Annotated in this window: 31 protein-coding genes; 17 read left to right on the top strand and 14 right to left on the bottom strand. The window is 60.4% G+C overall.

Going from position 1 to position 26,886, the window contains the following annotated elements; all coding sequences use genetic code 11:
* Positions 1 to 158 precede the first annotated feature (158 nt).
* The 3 genes from AIOL_RS06735 to AIOL_RS06725 are packed head-to-tail and all read right to left on the bottom strand — an operon-like array spanning position 159 to position 1,388.
* Positions 159 to 437 carry a hypothetical protein gene (locus tag AIOL_RS06735; protein WP_152912405.1) on the bottom strand — a complete coding sequence of 93 codons (279 nt, stop codon included), beginning with the start codon at positions 435 to 437 and terminating at the stop codon, positions 159 to 161.
* 13 nt (positions 438 to 450) lie between these two features.
* The gene (locus AIOL_RS06730) at positions 451 to 798 is read right to left on the bottom strand and encodes a hypothetical protein (protein ID WP_049642283.1); all 348 of its coding nucleotides are present in this window, start codon (positions 796 to 798) and stop codon (positions 451 to 453) included.
* Complete coding sequence (locus AIOL_RS06725) at positions 795 to 1,388, bottom strand: hypothetical protein (protein ID WP_152912404.1); 594 nt, start codon at positions 1,386 to 1,388, stop codon at positions 795 to 797. The genes AIOL_RS06730 and AIOL_RS06725 overlap by 4 nt, the downstream gene beginning before the upstream one ends.
* A 255-nt stretch (positions 1,389 to 1,643) precedes the next feature.
* Here AIOL_RS06725 and AIOL_RS06720 point away from each other — a divergent pair, with 255 nt between their 5' ends.
* On the top strand, positions 1,644 to 2,426 hold the full coding sequence (locus AIOL_RS06720) for a tetratricopeptide repeat protein (RefSeq protein WP_049642281.1): 783 nt from the start codon (positions 1,644 to 1,646) through the stop codon (positions 2,424 to 2,426).
* A 5-nt stretch (positions 2,427 to 2,431) separates the two neighbouring features.
* On the opposite strand, the gene AIOL_RS06715 is transcribed toward AIOL_RS06720, so the two are convergent.
* Genes AIOL_RS06715 through AIOL_RS06685 form a run of 7 tightly spaced genes read right to left on the bottom strand, consistent with a single transcriptional unit; the run spans position 2,432 to position 8,058 of the window.
* On the bottom strand, positions 2,432 to 3,463 hold the full coding sequence (locus AIOL_RS06715) for an EscU/YscU/HrcU family type III secretion system export apparatus switch protein (protein ID WP_049642280.1): 1,032 nt from the start codon (positions 3,461 to 3,463) through the stop codon (positions 2,432 to 2,434).
* 3 nt (positions 3,464 to 3,466) lie between these two features.
* The gene (gene sctT, locus AIOL_RS06710; RefSeq protein ID WP_049642279.1) at positions 3,467 to 4,291 is read right to left on the bottom strand and encodes a type III secretion system export apparatus subunit SctT; all 825 of its coding nucleotides are present in this window, start codon (positions 4,289 to 4,291) and stop codon (positions 3,467 to 3,469) included.
* Positions 4,291 to 4,545 (bottom strand): type III secretion system export apparatus subunit SctS, encoded by a 255-nt coding sequence (gene sctS / locus AIOL_RS06705; RefSeq protein WP_049642278.1) that lies wholly within the window; start codon positions 4,543 to 4,545, stop codon positions 4,291 to 4,293. Before sctS ends, sctT begins: the two co-directional genes overlap by 1 nt.
* Positions 4,546 to 4,554: 9 nt before the next feature.
* Positions 4,555 to 5,211 carry a type III secretion system export apparatus subunit SctR gene (gene sctR, locus AIOL_RS06700; RefSeq protein WP_082152456.1) on the bottom strand — a complete coding sequence of 219 codons (657 nt, stop codon included), beginning with the start codon at positions 5,209 to 5,211 and terminating at the stop codon, positions 4,555 to 4,557.
* Between the two features lie 10 nt (positions 5,212 to 5,221).
* The gene (locus AIOL_RS06695; protein ID WP_082152455.1) at positions 5,222 to 6,274 is read right to left on the bottom strand and encodes a FliM/FliN family flagellar motor switch protein; all 1,053 of its coding nucleotides are present in this window, start codon (positions 6,272 to 6,274) and stop codon (positions 5,222 to 5,224) included.
* 9 nt (positions 6,275 to 6,283) lie between these two features.
* A complete protein-coding gene (gene sctO, locus AIOL_RS06690; protein WP_049642275.1) occupies positions 6,284 to 6,739 on the bottom strand; it encodes a type III secretion system stalk subunit SctO in 456 nt (151 codons plus the stop codon).
* Positions 6,736 to 8,058, bottom strand: coding sequence for a FliI/YscN family ATPase (locus tag AIOL_RS06685; protein WP_082152454.1), 1,323 nt, complete (start codon positions 8,056 to 8,058; stop codon positions 6,736 to 6,738). Before AIOL_RS06685 ends, sctO begins: the two co-directional genes overlap by 4 nt.
* 544 nt (positions 8,059 to 8,602) lie before the next feature.
* Between AIOL_RS06685 and AIOL_RS06680 the strand changes: the two genes are divergently transcribed.
* Genes AIOL_RS06680 through AIOL_RS06630 form a run of 12 tightly spaced genes read left to right on the top strand, consistent with a single transcriptional unit; the run spans position 8,603 to position 16,814 of the window.
* Positions 8,603 to 8,857 carry an EscE/YscE/SsaE family type III secretion system needle protein co-chaperone gene (locus tag AIOL_RS06680; protein ID WP_152912403.1) on the top strand — a complete coding sequence of 85 codons (255 nt, stop codon included), beginning with the start codon at positions 8,603 to 8,605 and terminating at the stop codon, positions 8,855 to 8,857.
* Between the two features lie 59 nt (positions 8,858 to 8,916).
* Entirely contained in the window at positions 8,917 to 9,117 is a 201-nt protein-coding gene (locus AIOL_RS24885) for a hypothetical protein (protein WP_152912402.1), read from the top strand.
* Positions 9,118 to 9,160: 43 nt separating this feature from the next.
* Positions 9,161 to 10,216 carry a SctD/MshK family protein gene (locus AIOL_RS06675; RefSeq protein WP_049642273.1) on the top strand — a complete coding sequence of 352 codons (1,056 nt, stop codon included), beginning with the start codon at positions 9,161 to 9,163 and terminating at the stop codon, positions 10,214 to 10,216.
* Positions 10,216 to 10,626, top strand: a complete 411-nt coding sequence (locus tag AIOL_RS06670) for a hypothetical protein (protein ID WP_049642272.1) — start codon at positions 10,216 to 10,218, stop codon at positions 10,624 to 10,626. Before AIOL_RS06675 ends, AIOL_RS06670 begins: the two co-directional genes overlap by 1 nt.
* A 3-nt stretch (positions 10,627 to 10,629) precedes the next feature.
* Positions 10,630 to 10,965 carry a hypothetical protein gene (locus AIOL_RS06665; RefSeq protein ID WP_049642271.1) on the top strand — a complete coding sequence of 112 codons (336 nt, stop codon included), beginning with the start codon at positions 10,630 to 10,632 and terminating at the stop codon, positions 10,963 to 10,965.
* A complete protein-coding gene (gene sctV / locus AIOL_RS06660) occupies positions 10,962 to 13,004 on the top strand; it encodes a type III secretion system export apparatus subunit SctV (RefSeq protein ID WP_049642270.1) in 2,043 nt (680 codons plus the stop codon). Before AIOL_RS06665 ends, sctV begins: the two co-directional genes overlap by 4 nt.
* A complete protein-coding gene (locus AIOL_RS06655; protein ID WP_082152453.1) occupies positions 13,001 to 14,143 on the top strand; it encodes a type II and III secretion system protein family protein in 1,143 nt (380 codons plus the stop codon). Before sctV ends, AIOL_RS06655 begins: the two co-directional genes overlap by 4 nt.
* Positions 14,140 to 14,373 carry a hypothetical protein gene (locus AIOL_RS06650; protein ID WP_152912401.1) on the top strand — a complete coding sequence of 78 codons (234 nt, stop codon included), beginning with the start codon at positions 14,140 to 14,142 and terminating at the stop codon, positions 14,371 to 14,373. The genes AIOL_RS06655 and AIOL_RS06650 overlap by 4 nt, the downstream gene beginning before the upstream one ends.
* 40 nt (positions 14,374 to 14,413) lie before the next feature.
* A complete protein-coding gene (locus tag AIOL_RS06645; protein ID WP_049642267.1) occupies positions 14,414 to 14,743 on the top strand; it encodes a hypothetical protein in 330 nt (109 codons plus the stop codon).
* 4 nt (positions 14,744 to 14,747) lie between these two features.
* Positions 14,748 to 15,626, top strand: a complete 879-nt coding sequence (gene sctJ, locus AIOL_RS06640) for a type III secretion system inner membrane ring lipoprotein SctJ (RefSeq protein ID WP_049642266.1) — start codon at positions 14,748 to 14,750, stop codon at positions 15,624 to 15,626.
* The gene (locus AIOL_RS06635) at positions 15,623 to 16,222 is read left to right on the top strand and encodes a hypothetical protein (RefSeq protein ID WP_049642265.1); all 600 of its coding nucleotides are present in this window, start codon (positions 15,623 to 15,625) and stop codon (positions 16,220 to 16,222) included. The genes sctJ and AIOL_RS06635 overlap by 4 nt, the downstream gene beginning before the upstream one ends.
* A 10-nt stretch (positions 16,223 to 16,232) precedes the next feature.
* Positions 16,233 to 16,814, top strand: a complete 582-nt coding sequence (locus tag AIOL_RS06630; RefSeq protein ID WP_049642264.1) for a FliH/SctL family protein — start codon at positions 16,233 to 16,235, stop codon at positions 16,812 to 16,814.
* Positions 16,815 to 16,846: 32 nt separating this feature from the next.
* Here AIOL_RS06630 and AIOL_RS06625 read toward each other — a convergent pair whose 3' ends face one another.
* Positions 16,847 to 17,380, bottom strand: a complete 534-nt coding sequence (locus AIOL_RS06625; RefSeq protein WP_160314419.1) for a hypothetical protein — start codon at positions 17,378 to 17,380, stop codon at positions 16,847 to 16,849.
* 394 nt (positions 17,381 to 17,774) lie between these two features.
* Here AIOL_RS06625 and AIOL_RS06620 point away from each other — a divergent pair, with 394 nt between their 5' ends.
* The 3 genes from AIOL_RS06620 (at position 17,775) to AIOL_RS06610 (ending at position 21,767) form a co-directional block, all read left to right on the top strand.
* Positions 17,775 to 19,181 carry a hypothetical protein gene (locus AIOL_RS06620; protein ID WP_049642262.1) on the top strand — a complete coding sequence of 469 codons (1,407 nt, stop codon included), beginning with the start codon at positions 17,775 to 17,777 and terminating at the stop codon, positions 19,179 to 19,181.
* A gap of 73 nt (positions 19,182 to 19,254) precedes the next feature.
* Entirely contained in the window at positions 19,255 to 20,889 is a 1,635-nt protein-coding gene (locus AIOL_RS06615) for a radical SAM/SPASM domain-containing protein (protein ID WP_160314418.1), read from the top strand.
* Positions 20,886 to 21,767 (top strand): hypothetical protein, encoded by an 882-nt coding sequence (locus tag AIOL_RS06610; RefSeq protein WP_049642260.1) that lies wholly within the window; start codon positions 20,886 to 20,888, stop codon positions 21,765 to 21,767. Before AIOL_RS06615 ends, AIOL_RS06610 begins: the two co-directional genes overlap by 4 nt.
* A gap of 332 nt (positions 21,768 to 22,099) precedes the next feature.
* Here AIOL_RS06610 and AIOL_RS06605 read toward each other — a convergent pair whose 3' ends face one another.
* Positions 22,100 to 22,900 (bottom strand): hypothetical protein, encoded by an 801-nt coding sequence (locus AIOL_RS06605; protein ID WP_049642259.1) that lies wholly within the window; start codon positions 22,898 to 22,900, stop codon positions 22,100 to 22,102.
* A 157-nt stretch (positions 22,901 to 23,057) separates the two neighbouring features.
* Positions 23,058 to 24,221 (bottom strand): M20 aminoacylase family protein, encoded by a 1,164-nt coding sequence (locus tag AIOL_RS06600; RefSeq protein ID WP_049642258.1) that lies wholly within the window; start codon positions 24,219 to 24,221, stop codon positions 23,058 to 23,060.
* A gap of 99 nt (positions 24,222 to 24,320) precedes the next feature.
* Here AIOL_RS06600 and AIOL_RS06595 point away from each other — a divergent pair, with 99 nt between their 5' ends.
* Positions 24,321 to 25,433 (top strand): M20 aminoacylase family protein, encoded by a 1,113-nt coding sequence (locus AIOL_RS06595; RefSeq protein ID WP_235438916.1) that lies wholly within the window; start codon positions 24,321 to 24,323, stop codon positions 25,431 to 25,433.
* A 133-nt stretch (positions 25,434 to 25,566) separates the two neighbouring features.
* On the opposite strand, the gene argE is transcribed toward AIOL_RS06595, so the two are convergent.
* Entirely contained in the window at positions 25,567 to 26,721 is a 1,155-nt protein-coding gene (gene argE, locus AIOL_RS06590; RefSeq protein WP_049642256.1) for an acetylornithine deacetylase, read from the bottom strand.
* Positions 26,722 to 26,886: the final 165 nt, after the last annotated feature.

Genomic DNA, 26,886 nt, shown 5'->3' with positions numbered 1-26,886 from the left:
CGCCTCCGGCCCCTCCGGCTCTGAACGACCCGCCTGCGCCGCCAGCATGTCCTGCTCCGCCATGCGAACCAGAGCATCCTTGCCCGCCGCAGGATTGTGATGACCGGATTGATACCATCTGTCTCTTCCTTCCTATGCGTGATGTGCGGTCCGGCAGCTCAGGCTGCGCGGGCTTCCGCAAGTTCAGCAATCATGTTTCTGATCTGGACTGCCTCGTGGACCGCTTCCTGGCAGGTCTCTTCTACCTGTCCCAAGGTCTCGATGGCGTCGGTGACGTCCCCTCGGCTCACCTGGATGAGCGCCGAACCAATCGCGCCGCAGGCATTTTCCGGGCGCATTTCCGACAGAGCTGCAAAGATGCTGCTCGCGTCGCGCCGCAAACCGCGGCGAACGCTTGCAAATCCAATCTCACATAAGAGCTGAAGATCATCATTCATGTCGTTCTACTTCCTAGAATCTGCGCAGGCTGGCCGGCCCGCGCGGGATCGGTTTGGGTTTTTCGGTGGGCGTGTCGAGATCAGCGAGGATCTCCTGCACCAGCTCCGCGCGGGCGATGTCCGGTGCGCAGGCCTTCAGAAGCTCCTTGGCCCCTTCGCGATCCCCGCGCCCGGCGAGACCAAGAGCGGCCCCCATCGGGCCCAACCCGTCACCCGGTACAAAGCTGCTCCAGGCCGAGAACACGCTGGAGGATTCCGTGGTAAGACCACGCCGGCCCGCCAGAACGGCAAGGCAGAGCGCATTTGACAGCGCCTGATAGAGATCGTGATCGAGTTTGGGCGTTGTGGCTTGCGGGATCATTGCGCGACCCTCCCGCGGAAGATGGTGATGCCCTTGGGGTCTTCGATCGTTGCAACCTGGGCTTCAGGCTCATCATCGACGATGCGGCCGCCTTCGAGTTCGACGATTTCCTTCACGATGCGCAGAAGATTGGGCGCGCCGGATGCAAAGGCGATCCGCCCGCCCGGCCCATACATCAAAATCGGCCGCGCGCCCTGTTGCTCTAGCGAGCTCAGCGCGTGATCCAGCTCGGATTGATCCACGCGCGCCACATTGAACACGATCTGCTCCACGTCCGAGAGCGGGGTCATGTAGATATAGCCGTTGCTGTGGAACCAGGTTGCAGACAGCGCATTGGCGACACGATCCAGGAACCGCCGCGCCGACAGGTTGGGGTCCATCTGCCGGACCGACCCGCTCAGCTCGCGATCAACCACGACGGTGACATCAAGATCCTTGGAGAACTCGCGCATCACCACGTCTACATCCTGATCCAGAACGATCTTGGGATAGGCTGTGTCCAGCACTTCAGACTGCGCAGAGGCCAGTTGACTGGCGCAGAGCAGTGCTGCGGCTGAAAATGCGGCAAGTTTCGATGCGTGAGCGATCATCGTTGTCTCCTTGTGTGGCTTTTCTATGGGAAGGGGGGCGGGTGTGTCTTTGTCGTGGCGCGTCAAGAATGACGGTTGTTCCGAAACCCCCAAGCAGCGGGGTGCCGTATCGATGCAACATGGTGAATCTTTATAGAATCCACAGCCATGTAAAACTTGCTCAACACGGCGTTGGCATAGTGCTAAAGAACCCGAGCAGTAGCTGGTGACAGGTGGCGAATGAGTTTGTGTCTCGGAAACGCAGGCAAGACCCCAATGGTTGGTCTGGTGTTGACGGCGATGCTCTGGGTGAGCGGCTGTTCCCAGTCCCCTGATCGGTTTGGGATTGCCCCGAATTCCGAGCACCGGCAACGGCTTGAGCTGGCGCAGAATCTTGCCAGTCAGAATAGAAACGCCGAAGCTGCTGAGGTGTATCGCCAATCTGCCGAAGCCGCCACATCCCAGAAGCAGCGTGTCGAGGCGCTTTACCAGCTCGGCCGGCATGAGCTTGGAAACGACAACCTGACGGGCGCGGAAGCCGCGTTTCGTGAGGTTGTCCTGCTCAGCCCAGAGAACTCCAGTGCCCTTATCGGGATCGGCATGTCGCGGGCGCTCAATGATGACCTCAAAGGCGCGGAGCCCTTCTTGCGCGATGCGGTCGAGCTTCGAGATCAGGCCGCTTTCTCGCCTTTGGGCGTGACGCTTGATCTGCAGGGGCGGCACGTCGAGGCGCAGGCGATCTATTCCCAGGGACTTGAACTGCGCCCAGGGGATCGTGAATTGGTGGCGAACCTGTCGCTTTCCTATGCGCTCGGCGGGGACTACGACCGTGCCATTGGCTTGGCGGACCCGCTCGCCCGGTTGATTGTGCCGGGACGGTATAAACGCAACTACGTGCTTATTCTTGCCCTCGCGGGCCGGCTTGCCGAAGCTCAAAGGACGGCTTCCAGCCTTGAAATTGACGCCAAGGAAGTCAAACAGATCTTCGAAGTCGCCACGAAGCTGCGAAATGGCAGTGCCGCGGGGCGCCTGAGCGTCTTGCGGGAATTGACCGTCTAGAGGCATCAGTACAGCCCATTCCGGGACATCAGCTGCGCCAGCGGGTGGATATCATCCTGCCGCACCGGGCTGCCAATCGGCGGTCGGACAAGCTGTAGCGCAAGCTTGTCGCGGATAACCGGCGCGCGTTCCGGAAGATTGCCCCTCAGAAGCCGCACCCCATCCGCCGAACTGGTCTTGGCCACCAGAACCGGCACCGGGGTCTCTCCCTGCACCCAACGATAGGCGACCATGACAGGCCCTTGCTGAACCGCGAAACTGGCCTGTCTTGCGCCGGTGGGGTTCTCGATGTCTTCCCGCGCGATCTCCTTGCGACGGGACCGCCGCAGCGGGTCCCCTTCCTGCTCTTTCGATTCATTCTTGGTTTCCGTCCGCGTCATCTTGGCGTTCTCAAGAAACACCCCACGCTGGATCAGGAAATCGACGAGGCCAATCACCAGCATGATCGCCATCATCACGCCGACAAGCCGCGGCAGCAGGTAGACGAGCAGCGATATTCCACTGCCAAAGGAATTGCCGCCGCGCGTGAGAAAACCAAGATTGAAATAGATAAAGCCGATCAGGAGCCCCACAAAAACGATGACTTTCACCAGGCTCATCAGGAATTGCAGGAGCGCCTGCTTGCCAAAGAGCCTCTTGAAGCCCTCCTGCGGGTTGATCCGTTCAAACTTTGGGACCAGTGCCGCAGGCGAGAATTTGATCCCGCCCCCGATCACGCCACCCGCCAACAACGAGGCGACCAGCACCGCCAGGAACATCGGCAGCGTCAGCAGCAGCACCTGCGCCAGATCCAGCAAAAGCACCTCTAGCAACCGGTCCGAATACCCGTTCTGGATCCCGCGAAAGGCCAGATCAAACAGAGCCATAAGCTTGTTCGCCATAAGCGGCAGCGCCAGGATGACATAGACCGCCCCCGCGGCGGTCACAAAAAAGCTCGACAGGTCGCGGGACTGCGCGAACTGGCCCTGCTCGCGCATCTTCCTCAGCTTGCGGGCGGAGGCCGCGAATTCTTTGCGTTCGCTGGTGTCCTCAGACATGCGCTAGCCGCCGACCAAGCCGTGGAGGATGCTTCCCCGAAAGTCGGCGAAGCCCAGGAAATGATCGATGAGAATGGGAAAATAGAGGACCAGAAGGATGGAAACGATCATCACCTTGCTCCCCATGCTCAGAAAGAACGGGTTGATGGAGGGCACAAACCGGGTGGCAAATGCCAGACCGATATCAATCAGCAGCATGGCGATGATGAACGGCATGGCAAGGCCGGCCGCCGACACGATCAGACCGCCGAAAAGCCGCATGAAAAAGTCCAGAAGCGGCCCCAGACCCGTCGGCGCGAATGTCGCCACCGGCCAGGCGCCGTAACTGTCGAGCACCGCAGGCAGCAGCACATGGCTGAAGAAACCGACCTCCACGAAAACCGCCAGCAGGGTCAGCATCAGAAACGTGCCATTGGGCGAGCCCTCTTCTCCGCTTGAAGGGTCGACAAACCCGTTCATCTGCTCGCCGGACTGGGTGTCGATGATGTTGCCCATCGCCGATGCAATCCAGAACGGGGCAGAAAGGGCAAAGGCAATCAGCAACCCGATGAACAGCTCTTTGCCGACGATCAGAAGGATCGGCGTCTCCGCGATCGGGCTCATGGGATGTGGCCTGTCTTGCACCAGCGGCCAGAGAATGGGGATGTGAAACAGGCTCAACCCCAGCATCAGCCCGCCGCGCAGCAGCCCATTTGGCAGACCCACCAGGGTAAAAGCGGGCAGCAGCATTATGACGGGCAGCCAGCGCAGGCCCGCCAGCAGGAACGCACTGAGCGCTGTAAACAGCAGCGGGACCAGGTTGTCTTCGATGCCCAGGTCCGTCAGCATCAGTTCAGCCTGGATATGCCGTCAAACGCATCGACGGTGAACCGCATCAGCAATCCACCCAACAGATACCCCGTCCCCACGAGGCTAATCGTGACCACCACGAGCTTGACACCATGCGGCAGCGTCTGGTCCTGAATTTGGGTCAGGGCCTGAAACAGGCCGATGAGCAGCCCGACCAGCGTCGCCGCAGCAATCGCCGGCAGCGACAGCCACATCACGAGCAGTATCGCCTCAAGGGCTTTGTCAGTGATCATGAAACCGCCTCAGGCATAGGAAAGCACCAGCCCGTCCAACAGGCGATACCAGCCATCCACCAGCACAAAGAGCAGCAGCTTGAAGGGCATAGAGATCATCGCCGGGGACACCATCATCATCCCCATTGCGGTCAGAATATTGGCCACGACCAGATCGACGACCGCAAAGGGAAGGTAGATCAAAACGCTGATCTCAAAGGCATTCGTTAGCTCCGAGAGCAGAAAGGACGGCACCATGATCAACAGGCTGTCTTCGGAGAGTTGATTGCGGAAATCTTCCGGCCAGAGCGTGGTCGCTCGGGAGCGGAAGAGGTCAGCGGTGCCGACATCCGTATTATGATTCAAAAAGCTGGCCAGCGGCTCAAGCAGAACACCACCACGTTCTATGAAACTTGTCAGCGATTGAAAGCCGCCATCCTGTTCTAGCGCCGCTGCCGATCCCAGGATCGCATCCCCCATGGGGGCCATGATGAAGACGCTCAGAACCAACGCCACTGTATAGAGCGCCATGTTAGGGGGCGCCTGCTGAATGCCCAGGGCGTTTCGTATCACCAGCAGAACGATGGCGATCTTTATAAAGCTGGTCATTGCCACGACCGCAAAGGGCAGCGCCATAACAGCACCCACGAGCAGGAGCGAGGCGTAGGGTCCATCCAATCCGTCCACGTCTTCAGCCTCAGCAGCGTTCGGTGATGCGCAGCCCGCAGCCGTCGCCCAGAGTGATGATTTCGCCGTAACCGATGGTGCGGCCGTTCACGCGCATACGCACCGAGCGCTCCGGGTCGAGCTCGAAATTGAAGACATAGCCCTTAGTCAGCTGGCTCAATTCCGATACCGGGATATCGATATCTCCCACCGAAAATTCGACCATAACCGGCAGCTCATCAATGCTCTGCTGGTCCAGACCGGCATCGCGCGTTTCATCCTGTGGATCGGTGTTTTCCATGTTTGGCATCTCTATCATCTGTGGGGGCGGCAAACGGCGCGGCGCCTGTTGCAGGGCGTATCCGCACTCGGTGGGTTTCAGCGGCGCCCAGTACCGGCCGCGCAGGTTGAGGTAGGGCTGCTTGGGCGCGGGCACCGCACCGATCACGATCAGATCGCCCGGTTTAGCGCGCGCCAGATCGGCGAAGGACACCCGACAGCTGGCAAGATCCAGGCTCGCCACAAAGGGGATGCGCAAACCATCACGCGGTGGTGCGACCAGGTTCCAGATGCTCCTGACCATCTCCAGATGTTCGTCAGGAATGATCAGCGCGATGCTGTAGAGAGATCCGTTATCGGCATATTGCAGCATCAGATCATATCGTTCCGGCGGATCAATACGGCGAATTTCCAACCCTGTCCGCGGGATCTGCCTGAATTGCTCATCCAGCACTGTGTCCAGATGCACGCGCAAAAGCTCGCAGATGATGTCATCGCCAACCATGTCCGCGCATTCACCCGGGGGCATATCCGTCAAGGCCGCAAGCGCGTCCCGGCTGACCCCCGCGTGCACCACATAGAGCCCAAAATCGAGCGCCACCCAGAACCGTTCAGAGCTTCGTTCGGGTGAAGGCGATCCCAGCGTCAAACTGCGTTGCTGCCCCAGGGGGCCGGACCACTGCGGTATGGCTCTGGGGAGGTCGAGAAAGATCTCGGATTTGGCACGTTTCGCATGACGGCCATTAAACATCCGCAGGCGGAGTTTATTGGCTGCGGCCCCGGGGGTATGGATTTCCTGGTGCATGGCAGAGTTCTATTCACAAACCTGTTCGGCGCGGATTTCTGCCGATTTCGACTCGCGCTGAATCAGGGTCTGCGCCAGTTCTTCTCGCTTGTATTTGCAGGCCGTCAGCTCTGCCCGGCGGGCGAGGCAATCCCGTAAAAGGCATTCCGCCGCCTCGCGTGCCATTTCCGCCTGCGCCTGGCTGTCCGCCAGTGGTGCGCGCTCATCCTGAAGCGCCGCAACAGCTGCCCGCAGATGGTCAAGGTCTTCCGACAGGTACATGCGCGTTCCGAAACTCGCGGACAACTCTGCCCGCTTTTGGGGGTAGCCCGCGTCGAAATCCGCCACGGCGCGCTGGGCCTGCGCCACCAAAGCATCGGCCTGCAGGCACGCCTTTTGCGCTGCGGCAACATCGCGTTCCGCCCCAAGCAGACGCAGATCCGTCACCCGGGCCAAGGCCTGCATCTGCGTGCCGCCGACCGTCACAGCACCGCCTCTTTCATCATCCAGGACATTTCATCGAATTCGGTGGGTTCCAGAGAGCCCGGGTAGAGGAAGGCCTCGAGCTTGCTGCGATTGCGCAGCGCTTGGTCGGTCAATGGATCAGCACCCTCCTGATACTCGCCGACCTTGACCAGCAATTCGACATCGCGCAGCGCTTCCAGCTGAGCGCGAAAATCCCGTGCGGTTGTGCGCTGCTCGTCATCGACCAGCTGATTCATCAGCCGCGACACCGAGCGCGAGACATCGATCGCGGGGTATTGGCCGCGCGCCGCAATGGTTCGCGACAGGATGATATGACCGTCCAGCAACCCGCGAAGCTCATCCGCGACAGGGTCTTGATCATCGTCATCCCCTTCGACCAGAACCGTGTAGAAAGCGGTGATGGACCCGACAGAAGCCGTCCCGGCGCGCTCAACCAATGCGGGTAGCATGGAAAAGACCGACGGAGGAAAGCCGCGCCTTGTCGGCGGTTCTCCGGCGGCCAGGCCGATCTCGCGCTGCGCGCGCGCAACGCGCGTGACACTGTCAATGATGAGCAGCACATTCTTGCCCTGATCCCGGAAGAACTCCGCGATGGTGGTGGCCGATTCGGCGGCGCGCAGCCTTTCGAGCGCCGGACTGTCAGAGGTTGAAACGACCAGAGTAGCACGCGCGCTAGCGTTGTCTGCCATGACATGTTCGACAAATTCGCGGACCTCTCGGCCCCGCTCGCCCACCAGCCCAAGCACGACAACATCCGCCTTCGAATGGCGCAACAGCTCGATCAGAAGCGTCGATTTACCCGTACCCGCCGACCCGAAGATGCCGATTCGCTGTCCGACCCCGCAGGTCAAAAGGCCATCAATGACCCGAAGCCCGGTTGGCATGATCCGGTCAATCGGGGCGCGGGTCATAGCGTTCGGAGGGCGCGCCAGCACCGGCCTCATCGGGGCATCAGGCAGGGCGCCTTTCCCGTCAATCGGATTGCCGAAAGGCCCCAGAACACGTCCCAAAAAAGCATCGCTGACGGCCAGCTGTGCGGTGTGACCAAGCGCATTCACTTCGCAGCGACATGAGATGCCCCTGGTATCCCCGAGAACCGTTAAAAGCGCCTCTTCTCCATTTATTCCAACGACTTCCGCTATCCTGCGATCCTCGGATTCCGGATCACGAAGCTCCACCATTTCACCAATTCTAAAGTTTCGGAGCGTCGCGCGAAGGATCGTTCCTGTCAGGCCGCGAATCCGCCCCTTATGTGGTGCGAATGCCCCGGCGGCCCATACCGGCTCATTTGTGAGAACGCTTTCATTCGCGTCGGACATGGCCACTCGCAACCCCGGTTCACTCGTTCATCATTGCCCTTGCCGCAGACCGCTCGGGCAGCACTCGAGAGCTTCATCTTCGCGGCACCTGTCGCATATTCACCGGGTGCTAAGGCAAGAAAAAAATTCTAAATTGGTGAAGAAATCGAAAGTTGGCAGCAAGTGAAAAAGAATCACAAAAATTCACATTAGTGTTACAAGTGAACCGTAGCCCCGGGGCTCACGAGGCTCAGGAACGGTGGTTCCGCGGCTCTCGTTGATGTGTGTGAATGAACTGGGGACCCTTTCAAGGGGCGGTGTCTGTAATGATCGGCATGCTGAGTGCATGCAGCGAACTGCCGCTGCGCGGTTCGACTTGTGCAGTGGGTGACGGCTTGTTGGCTTCCGCTGTGCAAATGGGCTTGGAAAGAGCTCTCTCAAATTCCGCATTCAGATTGTCACGGCCATGCGGGATGGCACGCGCCAAAACGCCGAGCTCAACCTATGCGGTATCCCTGGGCCGAGACGCAGTCACGCACAACTCCACTCAACGACGCTCGGAACCATGACAGACACACAGCAAAACGCTCCGCTTCCTGAAGGGGCCATCGAGAATTTTGAAGACAAGCTCGCGGGGCCAGATGGCGCCACCTTCTATCGGGATTGTCTCAAACAGTTGACTGAAGCTGAATCCAAGCTGCGCCAGCAGCTGGCGCGGGGTGTACCGCGCAGTCAGGCAGATCAACTGAAGGGTCTGAGCCGCGCCCTCGCTACGGGGCGCGAACTCCTAGACGACGTATGGAACGACATACGCAAATAAGCCAACATCGCCTCAATCAGAGGCCGTCTCTCACTCCACCCCTCCGAAAGGAAATCTAAATGTCTATCCCTGGTGTATCTGGTCAAAGCATCGACAGCATCTCCACTTCGCTGGCTTCCGAAGTGAACTTCGCGCAATTTGCGGACACGCTGCACTCTGCAGCCGAGATGCAGATGGCATTTGCCGAGCGTTCCTCGGTCACCAACACGGTCATCGCCGAAGCACAGAACATCAAGGACGCGTTCAACAAGCTTCGCTAAAGGATCCCGCCTCTCTGGGGAGAGGCCTGCAGGAGTTGGGTCAATGACCTCACAGACAATCAAACTGATTGTTGCTGAGGGTGTACATCGCGGAGCCCAGGTTGAATTCGGGTTGGGCTCCGTCTTGTCGCTCGGACGCGATACAGAAAATGACATTGCGCTGAGCGACCTTCCAGAAATTTCCGAGGCAGAGCATCTGCGTGTCGCCTTTAGCAAAGCCGGGCGCGTGGACGTTTATGCTGTTGGCAGTGACGTGACCGTCGAAGGCGTGTTGCTGACAAGCGGTGAGGCCGTTTCGGCCCCCTTGCCCTGTTCCCTCTCGGTTGGGCCGGTCGGGATCACCATGGCCGCCGGACGAACCTCGGCGGTGTCCGGCGTGCAGGAACGCCGCAAATCGGATCTGCAGATTTGGCCACGCTTCAAGACCCCAGCGCTATTGGCGGCGCCGGTGCTTGCTTTGCTGATCATGAGCAATGCCTATGCCACAACCGAAGCGGCGAGCGACCAAAGCGGCGAGCCGAATATGCTCACCGAGTATCGCATCCAACCGGGTGTTCCGAAGAGCCTCCCAGGCTTGGTTTCGCCCCCTCCGGCCGATCGGATAGACCGTAGCGTCGAGATCGCCAGCCGGTCACCATCCACCGAAATCATCGAGATGCTCAGCCCCAGCACGCAGGCCCCGCCAGCCCCTCAAGACGTGGCAGAGCGTTTTCTTGCGGAGCGGCTGAAGGCGCTTGATCTCGAAGATATTGCGTTAGAATTCAACGGCAAAGTCATCATCGCTTCCGGGGAGCTTAGTCAGGCGGATCGGGAGCGCTGGAAACAAGTCGCCCCTGATCTGGATCAGGAATTCGGCGCTGATTACATCCTGATCACGGATTTCTCGGATAAGATCGCGTCGGTTGAAATGCCTCAGCGCCCCACCGCAGTCTGGCTTTCGCAGCAGCCCTATTTTGTGGACAGCCGCGGTTCGCGTTGGAACGTGGGCGACACGACCTCCGAGGGATGGACGGTCCTCGCCATTGATTTCACCGGAGTGAAGGTTACGCAGGGAGACCGTGAGGTTCTGATACCGCTGGATCTTGAAGGTCAGAACTGATGCCGATCATTCGCAGACCTTCTTCCGACGATCTCGTTCCCGCGCGACCGCAGCGGGTTGGGGCCCAGCCCTCAATTGAACGCCGCGATATCGTCGAGCTGGATGCGGATTTCTTTGGCGACGACCTGCGACATCTTCAGGACACCGGGATTTCCGAGCCGGAGAACGGCTTGCCCGATCCCCGCCGCCCGCTGGGCATGAGCGCCGTCATTGACGAATCCGCCGCCTCTATCGAGCGGAAAACCTATGACCAAATGCTGCGCTCCCTGGCAGTTGCGCAGGAGTTTGTTGCACGCGAAGGCGGCAGCCTGCCGAAGGAACTGACCGGGGTTGCGGCAAATGTTCTTGAGGAGGAAGTCCTGCGCACGCGCATCGCTGCCGACAGGGCGCTCGGTTTGATCGAGGTCTGAGCGTTGGACGATGAGCTTGCAACAGCCTGCGACGACCTCTGCTGTCTTGCCCAAGGGTACCTGCGCTTTGGCCAGCCGCAACGCGCGTTCGTTTTGCTGATGATTGCGATGCACATGTGCGCGCCGTCTGCCCGGCTGTTGTTGCTTTGTGCGAAATGCTTCTTCGCTCTGAGGCAGGCCGATCAGGCCCAAGCGGTGCTGGACCGCCATGACAGATCCTTTGGCCCCACACGGGCCAGCCGGTTCTATCAGGCCCGCGCGCGTAAGGAGCTGCAGGCCCGCCCAAGCCTCGCGTCGCACTCGACGGATGTCGCGCAGTTGACGGAGCAGCGGGTATGAGCCTCTTGATCAATCGGCTCCTCAGCACCGCGGCGGAACGCAAAGATGTTCTGCTGATCATTTTCCTGGCGCTGGTGGTCTTCATGATCATCATCCCGCTGCCAACCTGGCTGATCGACGGCATGATCGCGCTGAATTTCATGCTGGCGCTGCTTATTCTGATGGTGGGTCTCTACCTGCCGTCCGCGGCGGAGTTCACCACCCTGCCGGCGGTGATCCTGATGACCACGCTGTTCCGCCTGGCCATTTCCATCAGCACGACGCGTCTGATCCTTCTGAACGCGGATGCCGGTCAGATCGTTGAAACATTTGGCCAATTCGTGGTGGGTGGCAGTCTCATCGTGGGGATTATCATCTTTTTGATCATCACCATCGTCCAGTTCATCGTGATCACCAAAGGTGCCGAACGTGTGGCCGAGGTGGGCGCGCGTTTCTCGCTGGATGCGATGCCGGGCAAGCAGATGGCCATCGACAGCGATGTCCGCTCTGGCGACATGTCCCAGGACGACGCCCGCGCCAGCCGCGCCCGAATTCAGACCGAAAGCCAGTTCTACGGCGCGATGGACGGGACGATGAAGTTCGTCAAGGGCGACTCGATTGCCGGTATCGTGATCATTCTGGTCAACCTGCTGGGCGGCATGGCCATGGGGGTGATCAATGACGGCATGAGCACGGCCGAGGCCGCGCAGGTCTATACGATCCTGACCATCGGGGACGGGCTTGTCAGCCAGATCCCGGCTCTGATCATCGCGATCAGCGCCGGTTCCATCGTCACGCGGGTCAGCTCTTCGAAATCGGTTGATCTGGGCAATGAAATTGTCACGCAGCTGTCCAGCAATACGATCTCGCTCCGGTTTACCGCCGTGCTGCTGGCGCTTTTCGGCCTGATCCCGGGCTTTCCCACCATAACGTTCTTCATCGCGGCCATAGTCGTGCTTGGCACCAGTTTTATGGTCTCGCGCAAGAAGCAACAGCAGGATGCCGAAGAGGCCTCGCTGGAACAAAATGCCCTGGACGAGCAGGAACAGATCTCACCGGTTCAGCTTTGGGTCGGCGCGTCGCTGTATGAAGAGATCTCGGCGGCGACGTTCCGGGACGCGGCGCTGCGCGAGCGGCGGGTTCTGTTGGCCAATCTGGGCACCAGCTTCCCGCATTTCGTGCTCAAGAAATCGGACGGGCCGGATCGCGAAGTTGATCTGCGCATCAAGGGCATAAGTGTGCTCAGACGCCAATACCCGGACACAACGCAAGCGATCCTGGCGCTTGATACGGCCCAGAACCTCTCGGTGTTTGACATCGACATCCTGGACCATGAACGGCCCTGGGACGGGGCGGCCTGTGCCTGGGTGAACCGCGACGCAGCGGGCCGCTTGCTGAATGAAGAGATCCCCTTTCTGACCCTCGAAGATGTGCTGTCGCGGATGACGGCCTATATCCTGCCGCGCCATATCGACTATTTCCTTGGCATTCAGGAGACCCGCCTGCTGCTGAACAAATCCGCGCGGCAGTATCCCGATCTGGTCGAAGAGGCCCTGGAACAATGCAAGCTGCCTATCATCTCCGAGCTCCTGCAGGATCTGGTGCGCGAAAGCGTGTCGATCCGCGATATGCGCTCTATCCTCGAAGGGGTGGTGCGCTGGGCGCCAAGGGAGAAAGACACCGAAATGCTGGTGGAATATGTGCGCAGCTATCTGGCCAAGCAGATCTCAGCGCAGGTTTCACCGGACACGCGCACGATCTACGGCTTAATCTTTTCGCCAGAGACCGAGGACATGCTGCGCAATGCCACGCAGGTGACCAATGTCGGCAGCTACCTGTCGCTGCCCGGGGAAACGCGGGAAAGAATTATCGATGCGCTTAACCAAAGGCTCAATGAGCTTGAGGATGCAGAGGGCAGCCCGACGCTAATTACTTCAATGGACATCCGGCGTGTGTTAAGAAGATTCATGTGGACAAGTCACATCTATCTGCCGGTCATATCCCAGCAGGATATCGCTCCGGAATACCGCATCCAACTTGTTGGAGAAGTGTCTGTATGAAGTATCTAGTAATACTGTTCTCAATGTTCCTAGGGACGGTGGCGCTGGCCCAGGGTTCCAATACCGGCAGCCGCATCGATATCGCACGCGGGACCGGCCTGATCATCGACCTGCCCGCGCCTGTCCATCACGCCTTTGTCGCCAACCCCGGGGTGGCCGACATCGAAGCAGTGGGTGAAACAGCGATTTACGCCTATGGGGTCGGGACAGGGGTGACAACGCTGATCACCACGGATGCCGAGGGCAGGCTGATCGCCGAATACGAGTTGCGCGTCTTTCGCGACACGGCGCAGGACCGGCAGAACCTGTCGCGCCTGGGGCTGGGTAACTCCGTTGGGATCACCTATCTGGGGGATCGCGCCACGATTTCGGGGTCAATCAATTCACCTGAGGAGGCGCGCCGCCTCGATGCGCTCAAAGGCCAGCTTAGCGGCGACGATACGGTTGCAGATCTGACCGAGTATAAAGGCGACACCCAGATACGGCTCGATCTGCGCATCGCCGAGGTCCAAACCGCCGGGCTTCGGCGCCTTGGCATTCGGCTGGGGGGCATTCGCAGCTCTGGCCTGCTGAATGCGCTGGCAAGCCAGGGCATCGCCCAGATCCTCGCCGAACCCAGCCTTGTCACCACGAACGGACAGGCCGCCGAGCTTTTCTCCGGCGGGGAATTCCCTGTCGCGTCGGGGGAGGATAACAGCCAGACCAGCGGTCGGCGCTATGGCGTGACGCTCGCCTTTACCCCGACACTTTTGAGCAATGACAAGGTTTCGGTGGATCTTTTTGCCGAGATCAGCGCGCCCGTAGCCGCGCAAGCCACCGATACGGCTGGCGTTCCCGGCAGGACCGTGCGGAGCCTCACCAACACGGCCGAAATCGAAGACGGTCAGACCTATGCCATGGGCGGGCTCTTCCAACAGACCAGCGATTTCAACGCCTCCCGGATCCCCGGCCTGTCAGAGATACCGGTCTTTGGCCCCTTCTTCCGCGCTGAGCGCCACGAGGCGACCGAATCCGAACTGCTCATCCTGGTGACCCCGACCATCCTGGGTTCGGATGACAGCGAAACGGCGCGTGTCGCGCCGTCCAAGCCGGTGAATGATCTTGTGGGCTTCACCGTCAGACCGGAGCTGTTGAAATGAGAATGCTCTCGATCCTGGCGCTGTGCACGGGCGTCGCCGCATGCAGCACCACGGCGCCCCAAAGCTACGTTTTTGACGAGCCCCGCGCATCCGATATCGTCCATATCGATGACGGGCACGGGGGCACCCTGGCCGTGGCCAAGCGCTGCATCGATGTCACCAGCCCGTCCCATGTCAGAAGCGCGCGCCGCTACGGCGCCGGGTGCCACTTCACCAAACTGCCCCACTGACCCAAGCGTCTGAGTTAAAGTAAGTTACGGAAAACGAAACATGTCCGGCATCGAAATCGCACCGCTCAACCTTCTGCCATCCAGCACGAACTATGATAACTTCTCGAAGCTGACCGACAAAGTGCTGACCTCGGTTCAGCAACTCGATCAGGAATCCCGCGGTCTGATCGACAAGAGCGGCAACATCGCCAATGGCGTGGAGGGACCGGCGCGCAATTCTGCATTGACCAATGCGGATATCATCGCGTCGCTCAATCGAACGCTCAATGTCTCGGTGGAAATGAACGAGAATCTCGTGCGTTTCTCTGCGCTCTCCTCAACGCTGACGTCTTTTGGGAATACGCTCAACAGCTTCCTGAAGGGGCAATGAGCCCATGATCTCGGCCTTCCGTTCGTTCTTCAGCATGCGCCTGATCGCGGTTCTCTGTGCCGCTTTGGCCCTGGCAGGATGCAAGACCTCACTCTATTCCGGTCTGGCCGAGAATGAAGCGAACGTTATCGTGGCGCTGCTCTCCGAGAACGGCATTTCAGCCAGCAAGGAGCTCGATTCACGCTCGGGCGAGGCCACCATCCTGGTGGAGGAAGCTGACTTTTCCCGGGCAGTCTCATTGCTAGAGCTGCACGGCTTGCCGCAGCGTGACTATGCAACGATGGAAAAGATCTTTTCTGGCGGCGGTCTTGTAGCCTCGCCAATCGAAGAAAACGCCAGGCTGAACTACGCGATCACGCAGGAATTGTCGCGCACCATTGCAGAGCTGGACGGCATCCTATCGGCGCGGGTGCATATCGTCCTGCCCAACGAAGAATCCAAGGGCAGCCTCAGAAACACCCCCCAGAACAAGGTCCGAACCAGCGCATCGGTGGTGATCCGGCGACGGGAGAATCTCGATCTCGAAGACCTGCTCCCCCGGCTAAAACATATGGTGTCCAACTCGGTCGAAGGGCTGGAATATGGCGACGTCGCCGTGGTGGATTTCCCGGTGCCCGACACAGCTATGGAAACCCGGCCAATGCGGGCGGCATTGCCGTCCAATTCAACCGCCGGCGACCTGACAACCCTTGCGATGGGCGCGGGTATCGGCACCTTGTTCACCACGCTTGTTCTGCTGGCGCTTTGGCAATTCAAACTGCTGCGTTTTGGATTTGCGCAACCTCACGATGCCGCCCCTTCGGATGACATCTATGCATCTGAAATGCCCACGAAAAGCCCGCCGGATCGCAAGCTTGTTCGACTGGAAGACATGGCTAAATGAGCGCAATAGCCTGCCTCGCTGAGGACACCATTCCCGCCAGCGAAAGCCTGATGCGGGATGTGCACAGAGAGGCCATCCCGAAAAATGTCCGTGAGCTGGACATCGATATCTCGATGGTGGGGCCAGTGCTGGGTTTACCCGACGCGATCACAACCCAGCTCACCGCCACCCGTCGTGGAACGCTCATTCTGTGGCGCCGAATGTCGGAAGCGATCGCCCTGGCGCGCGCCGAAAAGATCCTCTTGCCGCCCGCGAATGAGACGAACCGGTTGCGACTGCTCGCTGGACTATTGCCTCAGGCATCCCGCCTGCGCTGCACCATCTTGGCGGCAGACCTCGCGCCCATCCTTAAAGTCCTCGACGCTGCGGATCATAAATGGCTCTTAAGCCAGGGCGGATCAACCAGCGACGGGCAACCTGTCGATTTGGAGCTGGCCCAGACCCAGGGACAAGCAGCCCAGGCCGACTGGCTTCTGGACAAGCCAGACTGGATCAAACGCTACCTTGCCCTGCCGGAAGATGCAGCAACCCCATCCACCGAAGGGATGGCGCAATACTATGAAAAGGCGATGGAATATGTCCTCATCCCCCGTTGATCCGATCATATTGCAACCCGGGGCGCTGATACCCTCCGATATCGTTGAAAGCTATCTTAGTCTGGATGCGCAATGGCGGGATCTGCATCAGGATCGCGCGCGTCTTATGTCGCGGGCGGAAGAGATCACTCAAGAAGCTGAGAGCAAGGGTTTTGAAGAGGGTCTTTCGCGCGTCGTCGCCAAAGCTGTCGACTATACCGCAGAGCTGAACACGCTTCTCAACGCCCGCACCGATGCGCTTGAACAGGACCTCACAGAGCTCGTTGCCGGAGCGTTGGAGGAAATCCTGGGAACGCAAGAGCAGACAGCGCTGGCCCGTCAGGTTGTGCAAAGCAAGCTGGAGCAGCTGCGCCGGTTTGACACGCTGATCTTCTCGGTCGCCCCCGGCTTGGGCCCGGCGATCAAGGCGGCGCTGAGCGACATGGATATGCCTCTCAACCTGTCCGTGATCGAAGACGAAACCCTCAAGAACGGGCGCATACTGGTCGAAACGCCCGAAGGTTACTTCGATTTGGGCGTGGCCGAACAGGGCGTTATCGCCCGGCGGCTAATGGCAAAGCGGATCACCGCCCTGTTGCGGTCGAAACTCTGATCCGTAACCCCCGGCACGGCATCGGCCTAGGGCTAGCTCCGGAAGTAACCGCGCGCCATCAGCTCTTCGATGGGCAGGGCAGCGCTCTTTCCCGCAGTCGCTTCAACCTGTTGCAGTACATGCGCGTCAACCGGCGGCACCATTTCTTCGTCCGTGGAGTGAAGCCCGGCAGCCGCTTGAACCACATGGCGTAGATAGCACAGCATCGCGCCGCCTTCGATCTCGAAGTCGATCAGCGCCTCGCCTGTGGCTTCATCATACGGGATATCCCGAAACGCCATAACGCGATTGCAGATATCGAGAATGGAGAACTCGCCAATGTCGGTCACGCGGAACGAAATGCGCCCCCCCAGACTTTTGAGGTGCTTCACATCATAGTAGATAGGCAGCATGTCCTGGATCAGGATCTGGAAAATGTGGCCCAGAGAATCGGCCTCATTCAGATTTGGCAGACCTTGCCATTTGCTTTCATCGACCGTGAAAGAGAGCCCCGCGATGAAGCTGGCGAATCCCTCGGGATTGTGCAGGCGCGGCGCGCCAAGTGCCATGACCTGACCTGCGCTCATTGCGGTCCCGCTAAAATAATCTACGGGTATCAATGACTTCTCCTCGTTCCTTCCTGGGGCAAGCTGCTCCCTAGGGTTACGTCTGTGTGTGTGTTTCGCCGCCTTATGGCGCAGGCTTCACGCTTCGAACATGGCGCAGGGCGACAAAATTAACGCATCGCGACAAGCCGGGCGGCCGCCGCGGGGCCCGCCTGTTATCTTGCGTCATTTCTGTCGTGCAGCAGCATGTTCCCAGGCGTCCGCTTCTCTTACTCCCCCCGGAATGGAAGTCCTTTGATGTCTGAACCGAAGAGGTCGGAATGCGCGTGTCAGCCCTCTGCAGAGCAAGCAGATCCGGAAAGCTCCCGGTAGTCAGACCAGACGATTGCCTTCGATGGAAACACAGGAGACAGTCATGGAATTAGAAAACAGATCTGTGCTGGGCAGTGCCTCCGGTGCTGCGGGCGTAAAGGGCGTGTCCGGCCTGATGCCCAGTGTCGCGACAGACCTGGTCGCAAACGAGCAAGAGCTTGGCCAGGTCGTCATCACCTTGGTCCGCCTGGAACTGGCAAACCGCGGGCTTGATCCGTTCGCGATGACCACAGCAACATCTTCAACCCTGCGCGACGTGGCGAGCAATCCGGCACCCACCGAAGACTCCCTGCGCGCAGCGGCCAAGAAGGCCGGGTTCAAGCTGGAGATCGTTGACGGTCTGAAAGCGGATGACGGAACCAAGCTCGACGGCTTTGCCACCAAAGACGGAATCAAGCTGGACAAGAGCCTGTTCAAGCCCGGCAACGAGGCCAAGCTGCGCCAGGTTGCCTTGGAAGAATTCGCCGATGCAGGGTATCAACGCGACGTGGGCGGCGGCTCGAAGGGCGATTTCGGTCAGGCTGTGGCCGCCAAGACGCTGGGCCACAAGCCCGGTGCCGACGCCAAGGAGAATGACACTGTCGTTGTGAACGGTGTCAAAGGCGAAGCCAGCCGCGCTGACGCCGTTAAAGCAGCCCGAGAGAACAATGGGGCCAGCAACAGCTGCGGCAATAATGATTCCCGCGGCGCGCATGTTGCAGAGCAGCGCAAAAATAACGGCGCGAACAATAGCTGCGGCAACAACAATAAAGGCCCCACCCAACACCGCGCGCTTCTGACAAAGCATAAGGGCTGCTCAGGCGACCTTTACTATGTTCTGGACAAAGAGGGCTATCTTAATAACGACGGTTCGGTGAACTATGATCGCGTTAACAGGGATTGCCCGCACAACAACTTTGGCGGCGGTGGCAACGGAAGAACGAAATGCGCGCAAAATGCCAGCGCGTGCCGCGGGAAAGAAGGCAAAAGCAGCACCTGCGGTAAAAACGCCAGCGGATGTTCAGGCAACGCCTCGCGCGGCGGTCATTGTCAAAACAACGCCAGTGGCTGTTCCGGCAACGCCAGCTTCAAGGCCGGCTGTCTGGCCAAGGCCAGCGGCTGTGGCGGCAACGTCAGTGGCACCAAGGGCTGTGCGGCCGACAGCAGCCAATGCGCCGGCAAAGTGGGTGCGATGAAGGTCTGCGTTATTAAAAATTCGAATTGCGCAGGCAAGCTGGAGGGTATGGTCGCCTGTGGCGCCAACAACTCGCAATGCATTGGCAACGCCTCCGGTGTTGCCGCCTGTGGTGCCAAGAGCGGCATCTGCGTTGGCAAGGTTCAGGGCGCCTGCGGCTTTGACGTCAGCAACTGTGTCGGCAACGCCAACATTGTCTGCGGTCTGGACCTGAGCCAGGGGCCCGATGCCGGCCTCTGTGCGATCAATATTCTGCCATTCGCGCCAAGCTGTTGATGGAACGATCGCGCCGCCCGCAGCACCCGTAACCCTAAGACAAGCAACATCCTCGACGAAGGAGACTGAACCGATGAATGACATGAGCCCACCCCCTGATCTGGGGCAAGGTCCGATCAGCAATGTTACTCCGATCATCGGGCGTACTTTGAAAGTATCGCACTATACCATTCCGGTTCGTCTCAAGGATGGGGGGATGTTGCTTTTCAATTCCCGCACCCGGAACCTGCAGGGTCTGACCGCCGAAGAAGCGGTTCAGTTCAGCAAGATTCAGGCCCTGCCGAATTTCCTTGTCAAGGAACGGACGCCGGTTCTGAACACGCTCTACAGTGATGGGTTCCTGGTCGAATCCCATCGCGATGAGCTGCTGGAAGTGGGCGAGGATTACTTCTCTGCCCGCAATGATGATACCTCCATGGGGCTCACCATTGCGCCGTCGATGGGGTGCAACCTGGCCTGCGGCTACTGCTTTCAAGGCCTGAACAAGGACAATGAAAAGATGGACCGGCAGTTGCCGGATGCCATCCGCGAGGTTGTGGCCGCCAAGATCTATGATCTCAATTCGCTGTCGGTCACCTGGTATGGCGGCGAGCCGCTGATGGGCAAGCAGGCGATTTTTGACATCTCCGATGATCTCATGGCCATGTGCGATATGCATGGGGTGAATTACAGCGCCTCCATCGTCACCAACGGGTTCCTGCTGTCACCGCGGATTTCCAAACGGCTGCATGCCGCCCGGGTGGATTTCGCCCAGATCACCATTGATGGCCTCAAGAAAACCCATGACCGGATGCGCCCGCTGACCTCGGGGCGCGGCTCCTATGAAACCATCATGCACAACATCGAGACGTCACTGAACCAGTCGCCGATGCATATTCAGGTCCGGATCAATGTCGGCGCCGAGAACATCGATGAAGTGCCTGACCTGATTGATGAATTCATCGCGCAGGGCTTTGATCAGTACCCGCATTTCTCGGTCTACTGCGCGCCGATCCACGCCTCGACGACCGAATCCGGCGAGGCGTTCGACATGAGCGTCGCCAAGGCCGATTTCACCAAGAAAATGATCGCCGTGGAACGCAAGGCCCGCGCCGCAGGCCTGATGAGCGAAGTCGCTCCGTCGATGGGCTTCGATGGGCTCTGCGTTGCCGCCACCAAAAACGGTCTGGTGATCACCCAGAACGGCGACGTGCACAAATGCTGGGAAACGGCCCATGACCCGAAAAAGCGCGTCGGCAGCGTCTATAACATGGAAGATGTCGACAAGAGCCCGACGGCAAAGATCTGGGACGAATGGACCCCGTTCACCAGCGAAACCTGCCGCTCGTGCAAAATCCTGCCCATGTGCGGCGGGTTCTGTGGCCATAAGTTCGTCTATAATGGCGCGGGTGATGAGTTCAATCTGCCCTGCCCGGATTGGAAATGGCGCACCGCGGAATACGTCTTTGAGCGCGCCATGACCCACGGCGCCGTGGAAGAGGACCAGTGGCTGCCCGAAGAAACAACCGAGACCGCCTGCCAGTCCGGGGCCCGTCACACGATGGAAAGCCTCAAAGCCTCGCAGGACGAGGTCATTGAACGGGTCAACCGCGTGCACGGGTTTGAGATCGACCGCGATTTCCTGCTCAACGGCGACATTCGCGATTGGGAAAAGGAAAACCTGACCCGCGAGGACCAGAAAGCCGATCAGGTGGAGTTGGCGAAATGATGACCTGGCATGACGTCCGCGAAAAGCAGCTTGATCGCCGGGTCATGGGCATCCTGTCCCATGGCGCGAGCCCGATTGAGGCGCGCCGGTCGCTGATCGAGATCCCGCGTCAGATCGGCTCGGTGGACTATCAGGACCTCTCCACGTTCCTACCCAAGCTGGAGCTGACCGAGGAAGACAAGGATCAGGCCCGCTGCAATGTGGTGAACTATTTCATCGAGCGCGAGGCGTTCACCAGCATGCCCGATGATTACGCCGACCGCTATCTGCGCGACATCCGCAGGACCATGGAATTTGACATTGATGCAGCGGCCGAGGCGATCAATGCGCAGCCCGGTCAGGCCGTGCTGGAAACCGTGCATCACTGGGCCAACTTCTCGGTACTTTACGAGACCTGCGATCAGATCAAGCGCAAAGCCCCCCGGGTGGACCGGTTCATTCTGTTCCACAACCGCCCGGATGTGGACCCCCGGCTGGTCATGCTGGAATCCCTGGCGCTGTCGCGGGTAAAGGTAGAGTTCATCCTGATCTGCATCACCTCGCCGATCTTCAAATATTTCCGGCAGCTGGTGACCGAGAACACGGTCTTTCTCTGCATGGGCGATATGCCCATCGAGGATGCGCAGACCAAAACTGCGGCGGGATCATTTGCCACCCTGAACCTCACTGACGGCTCCGGCAATGTCGCGGCGCAGCAGACCCTTTCCCTGGGCAGCCGGTTGGCCCGCATGTTCAAGGCACGTCACTACAAGCTGGATTACCCGGACACCAACCGCGTGGAAATGCGCCCGGTGGATAGTGAGCTCACCTTGCGGGTTCCGGCCAAAGACTGGATCTTCTGGCCGATTTTGGGCTCCTACGTCACCACGCAACACTAGCTTGAACTCTGGCGGTCAAGAGTAAGGACGCACACTGCGCGCCGATGGCAGGCATGGCCTCCCGCAGCAGCGGGCGGGACAGATCCCACACGTCCCAGTTGCTGCAAGTTGACCAATGTCAGCGTCGGCTTTGCATGTGAGACATTTGCGAAACCCACCGCGCGCTCTGTTAACTCGGGCGTTTTCTGCCCACTTGCCATACGAGGTGCCATACGCAAGGCCGACGTTTTGCCGACGCTTTGCCGACCGGCGATTTTCCAGCAAAATAAGGCGTTAACCTATGATTCGCGTGCCTTCGGGCAAAATCCCCCGCGCGGATGGGTAGGACCCTCTTAACGCCCCGCCCAGTCGCCGCCCAGATCCTCTCGCGCCCGCTCGATCCAGTGCTCGCGCAGCCACCCTGTGGGCGGGCAGCCACGGCGCCAGTTCCGCCAGCCCTCTACAGCCTGGGGCATCTTGGGATTCCCGTGGAAACAGACCACCTTGGCGGGCTCGGGTAGGCGCGGCTCCACCCAATGGCTCAGCGGCCAGGGCGCGTAGCAGTCATGCTTGAACGAGACCACCCAATCCTCTGGGATATAAGCGAAATCCCCGCGATCCATGGCCTTGTGCGAGGTATAGCGCTGCTCGGATCCACGGGCCCGCTCGACCTCCGCATAGGCGTCTGCGGCCAGGTCCTCATAGAGGTAGCCATGAAGCGCCGGGTCGTAGCGAAAGACCGAGCCATGCCCGGTGGGCCGCCCCTTGCGCTTCTCAACCCAGTCATGGCGCATGGCCACTTTTCCGGTTTCGAAATCAAGCAGCTCGTCCAATGACCCGGTGATCACCACGTCCAGGTCGAACCCCAGAACGGGCCCCTCCAGGTCCGGGATCACGCCGCGCCGAAACAGCGAGACCTTGCGCATCGCGCCCTGCCGGTTGGCCACGGCCAGGGCGGCGGCCATGGGCTCGGCGAAGGGCTCCACCGGCAGCGGCAGAGCCTCGATATCCCCATGAAATCCCTGCGCATTTTCGGTCATGCACAGGAACCGCACCGGCCCCGACAGATTGCGGCGCACCCCGCTGTAAAGCCGGTTGACATATTCGGGCCCAAACAAGGTGCCCCACTTGATGCAGGCGACGGTCGCTACCATAGCGTCGCGATACTCCGCTCAGCGTCTGACCGCAACAGTCGGGCTTGACGGCCCGAGGAGGAGCGCGAAGCCGCGACGACGAGACATAAAGCGTGAGCGCGTTGACAGTTTTCGCCAGAAAACTGTCAACGCGCGAACTCCGTTTGGGAACAGCCGCTTAGCTTACGGGCAGCCGCGCCTCAACCATGCCCGCATACCAGCTGCAGCCCGCCGGGATCACCTCGTCGTTGAAGTTATACTCCGGGTGGTGCACCGGCGCGCTGTCCCCGTTGCCGACAAGGATGTAGGCCCCGGGGCGCTCCTCCAGCATGAACGAGAAATCCTCCGCCCCCATGGTGATATCGGCATGGGCGCAGTCGCCGGACACCGCCCGCGCCACCTCGGCGGCATATTCCGTCTCGGTGTCGGCGTTCACCGTGGCGGGGTAGTTGCGGATGTAATTCACCTCCGCCGTGCCGCCATGCGCCGCGGCAATGCCATGGCATATCTCGGAAATCCGCGCCTCGGCCATGTCCTGCACCTCTTTGGACATGGAGCGTATGGTGCCCTTCAGCAGCACGGTCTGCGGGATCACGTTATGCGTGGTCGTAGAGGTCTCAAACGAGGTCACCGAGACCACCAGCGTGTCCACCGGATTGGCGTTGCGGCTGGCAATCGTCTGCAGCGCCAGCACGGCTTGGGCGGCCATCACCGTGGTGTCCACCGCCTCGTTGGGCTTGGCGGCGTGGCCGCCCTTGCCCTCAAAGGTGACCTCCAGCACATCGGCCGCGGCAAAGAATGGCCCCGGCCGGATGCCGAAGCTGCCCAGCGGATTGCCCGGCCAGTTGTGCATGCCATAGACCTCATCGATGCCAAAGCGGTCCATCATCCCGTCGGCGCACATCTCGCGCCCGCCGCCGCCGCCCTCCTCGGCGGGCTGAAAGATCACCACCGCCGTGCCGTCGAAATTGCGTGTCTCGGCCAGGTACTTGGCCGCCCCCAGCAGCATCGCCGTATGCCCGTCATGGCCACAGGCATGCATCTTGCCTGGGGTCTTGGAGGCATAATCGAGCCCCGTGGCCTCCTCGATGGGCAGCGCGTCCATATCCGCGCGCAGGCCCACGGTGCGCCCCGAGCCATCGCTGCGCCCCTTGATCACGCCGACCACGCCGGTGCGCCCGATGCCCTCCACGATCTCATCGCAGCCAAATTCGCGCAGCTTCTCGGCCACCAGGGCCGCGGTGCGGTGCGTGTCGAACAAAAGCTCGGGGTTCTCGTGGATGTCGCGGCGCCATGCGGTGATCTCGGGCAGCAGTTCGGCAAAGCGATTCTTGACGGGCATAGGGGTTTGTCCTTCTGTGGGGTATGGTATCAAAGTGCCGTAAAATCCAGAAAGGTCAAGGCGATGGCGGTCGAGATCCCAAAAGACTTGGTTGCGCAGATGACAACTTGGCGCCAGCATCTGCACCGCCACCCAGAGTTTGGCTTCGAGGAGCATCAGACCGCCGCCTTCGTGGCCGAGGAGCTGCGCGGTTTCGGTTTTGACGAGGTCACCACAGGCGTCGGCGGCACCGGTGTCGTGGGCACGCTGCGCGCCGGCACCGGCAACCGCGCCATCGGGTTTCGTGCGGATATGGACGCGCTGCGGATCGAAGAGCAAGGCGCGCGCCCCTATCGCTCACAGGCGCCGGGCGTGATGCATGCCTGCGGCCATGACGGGCATACCGCGATGCTGCTGGGCGCGGCCAAGCACCTGGCGGAGCACAGGAATTTCAACGGCACGATCCGCTTCATCTTTCAGCCGGCCGAGGAATGGGGCCAGGGCATGCAGGCGATGCTGGACGACGGCCTGCTAACGCGCTTCCCCATGGAAGAGGCCTATGGGCTGCACAATATGCCCGGCATGGAGGTCGGCAGCTTCGCCACCCGCCCCGGCGCGATCATGGCCGCAGAGGACAATTTCGAGATCGAGATCACCGGCTCCGGCGGGCATGCCTCGCAGCCCCATGTGACCTCGGACGCACTGCTGGCGGGCTGCGCAACGGTCACGGCGCTGCAATCCATCGTGTCCCGCGGCACCGATCCGGCAGAGCTGGCGGTGGTCTCGGCGACCGAGATCCGCACCGATGGCACGGTGAACGCGATTGCCAGCAATGCGCGCATCCTGGGCGATTGCCGCAGCTTCTCGCCCGAGATCAGCAAGAGCATCGAGACGGCGATGGAAAGGATCGTGGCGGGCACCGCCGCCGCCCATGGCTGCGCGGCCAAGCTCAGCTACAAGCGCGTCTTCGTGCCCACGATCAACGATCCCGAGATGACCCAGCACGCCATCGCCACGGCCCGCGCACTCGGCCCCACCGACGCCAACACGGCGCCAATGGGCGGCTCAGAGGATTTCGCTCGCCTCACCGCGCAGATCCCTGGCAATTTCATTTTCATCGGCAATGGTGACAGCGCCGCGCTGCACCACCCGTCCTATGATTTCAACGATGCCGCCCTGCCCCATGGCGCCGGTTACTTCGCCCGCCTCGCGCGCCGCCGCCTGCCAGAATGAAAGCGTCCCTCGCTTCTTTTCGGCCATAAATACGGCAAGGCGCCACCGCTCGCCCCGCACGGCGCCAGCGTTCAAGCGTCGCCTCAAACCTTGCTTAGGAAAGAGCGTGCGGCAGCACTCATTTTGGTAAGGGCTACGTCGCCAGGTCCTCAACGAGGTCTTCCATGAACTTCCAGCCCGCCTCGAATTGCGCCACCGAGACGAACTCGTTGGGCTGATGCGCCTGTGCGATGTTGCCCGGCCCGCAGACCACCGCCGAATAGCCGCGCTCCTGGAACTGCCCCGCCTCGGTGCCGTAGCTGACAACATGGCTGCCGTTATCGCCGGTCAGGCGGCGCACCAGCGCCTCCGCCTGGCCGTCCTCCTCCGGGCGCAACCCTTTGACGTTGAAGACTTCGCGCAGCTCAATGCGCGTCTCGGGGACCACGGCCTGCATCTCGGCCTCCACCTCGCGCACCCGCGCCTCATAGGCCTGCAACCATTCCGCGTGGCTCTCGCTTGGCAGCACCCGGAAACCCATGACGAATGTGCAATCCTTGGCGGTGATATTATTGGCCGTACCGCCCGAGATCACGCCCACATGGGCGCTGCTCCAGGGCGGCTCGAACATAGCATCCACCGCGCTGGGCGCCTTCGCGGCGTTCGCGGCATTCATCTCATCGGCCCAGGTGATCAGCTTGGCCGCCTCATGGACCGCCGAGACGCCGGTATGCATCAGCGAGCTGTGCACCTCAAAGCCATGGATATGCGTGTGATAGCCACAGCCGCCCTTATGGCCGGTCACCGCCTTCATCATCGAGGGCTCGCCGATCACCGCCATCGAAGCGCGCGGCATGCCCGAGGCCACCATGTGGTCGATCATCTCCGGCGCGCCAATGCAGCCGATCTCTTCGTCGCGGCTCAGCGCGATTTGCAAGGGCCGCTTGATCCCGCGTTCCAGCGCCAAAGGCACCGCCGCCAGGGCCAGCGCGTCGAACCCTTTCATGTCGCAGGTCCCGCGCCCGAAAAGCTTGCCGTCCCGCTCGACCACGGTGAACGGGTCGGTGTCCCAGGCCTGCCCCGCAACGGGTACGACGTCGGTATGCCCCGACAGAACCACCCCGCCTTCGACCTCAGGCCCGACATGCGCGTATAGCTGCGCCTTTTTGCCATCGGCGCTCGGAACGATGGTCGACGCAACACCGAGAGATTTGAGGTATTCTTCGACCCAGCCGATAAGCTCAAGATTGCTTTCGGTGCTGACGGTTGGAAAGCTGACCAGCTTTTCGAGAATTGAACGGGCGTTCATCGGTGCGGCTCCTTCGAGTTTCTTTGCGATTTGACCTGCATGGGTCGGTTGCGGCAAGCCATATTGCGCGCGGCGAACTCATCCACTGTTCATCATATCTTCACCGAATCGCCCAAGGATCAAGGGCGGTAGGGAGGGGGTAACGCGGGAGGTTAACAAACCGTA

Origin of the sequence: Candidatus Rhodobacter oscarellae, assembly GCF_001078595.1 — a bacterium.
GTDB classification, from domain to species: Bacteria; Pseudomonadota; Alphaproteobacteria; order Rhodobacterales; family Rhodobacteraceae; genus Rhodobacter_B; species Rhodobacter_B oscarellae.
The sequence above is the reverse complement of the archived record's forward strand: the minus strand, read 5'-3'. Positions and strand labels throughout refer to the sequence as shown.